Raw genomic sequence first — 1224 nt, 5'->3', positions numbered from 1 at the left:
GGGGGTGGGCTTCTCCTTCGCCGGGCCGCTCGCGGGGGAGTTCCCGCGCGAGCAGCACGGCCAGGTCTTCGGAGGTGCCGCGCAGTGCGCGGGGCACCCGGCGGCCCTCCCCGACGGCGGCGACCGCCTGCCGCAGGGAGTTCAGAGCGCGTACGGACCCCATGCGGGGAGCGCTCTCGGCCAGGGCGGACAGCAGGGCGTCCGTCTCGCGCCACGCGCCCGCGCGGGCCAGGACACGGGCGAGGTCGGCGGCGAACAGGGCGCGGTAGGCGGGGCCGCCGTCGGACGCGACGGCCGCGTGGAGCAGGGCCGCGGCGCCTTCCGCGTCTCCCAGGTCGGCCAGGACGAGCCCGTGGTGGCCGTCGAGTTCGGCGCGGTCGAACCACCAGCTCCAGGCGGGGTCCCGCTTCGAGGGGCCGTCGGCGGACATCTCCCGGGCGGCGTCCAGGGAGCGCAGCGCCCGCGCCCCGTCGCCGAGCCGGGCGTACGCGCGTGCCTGGCGCACATGGAACAGGGCGGCCACCCGCGGCGGCAGGTCCCGCCGGGCCAGGACGGCCGCGGAGGTGAGCAGGGACGCGCGGGGGCGCGCGAGGTGGGCCTGCTGCATGCTCAGCACGGAGAGCACCAGCAGCTCGATGGAGCGCTCGTCCTCGGGCAGGCGGCGGATCAGGGCGAGCGCCCGCCGGTTGAGGCGGTACGACGGCCCGTGCCGTTCGGCGTCGAACAGGATCCAGGCGGCGACCTCGAAGAACTCCGCGAGGTCCGCCGGGTCCGCGACCGCTGTGCCCACGGCCCCCACCACCGTCTCGGCCGTCTCGACCGCCCGCACGGACCGCAGCGCCACGGGGGCGGCGTGGCGTGCTCCCAGCGTCCGGTCGAGCGCGAGGAGTTCGGCCGTCATGGCACGGACGTCCGGCGGAGAGGACGGGCGGGGTTCCATCGGTTTCCTGGCGGGGTCGGTCCTGGCGGATTCAGGGGCAGCGGTCAGGGATCTGGGCTCAGGGTTTCAGGGCTCAGGATTTCAGGGCTCAGGGGTGATCGCTTCCCCGCGGCGCTGCGGCCTGTTCGGAGGTGACCTGTCCGGCCGCGGCCCGTGAGGCGGCCGGACGGGCGGCGGGGAGCCGGGCGAAGGCCCTGGCCACCTCGGACAGCCAGGCGACCTCCTGCGCGAAGTCGCCCGCGCCGCCCCGGCGTTCGGCCGGCGGGAGCGGCGCGGCGGGGGAG

At 77.1% G+C, this 1224-nt stretch carries 1 protein-coding gene and 1 pseudogene; both read right to left on the bottom strand.

All coding sequences use genetic code 11. The features are described from left to right. Window positions 1–901 (bottom strand): DNA-binding protein (locus L7D48_RS28905; RefSeq protein ID WP_237884075.1); only part of this gene is annotated, 901 nt, incomplete at its 3' end. 127 nt (window positions 902–1028) lie between these two features. Further along, a pseudogene (locus tag L7D48_RS28900) lies at window positions 1029–1224 on the bottom strand (hypothetical protein); the annotation flags it as partial.

It is taken from the genome of Streptomyces sp. ICN903, from assembly GCF_022015835.1.
Lineage (GTDB): Bacteria > Actinomycetota > Actinomycetes > Streptomycetales > Streptomycetaceae > Streptomyces > Streptomyces fenghuangensis.
The sequence above is the reverse complement of the archived record's forward strand: the minus strand, read 5'-3'. Positions and strand labels throughout refer to the sequence as shown.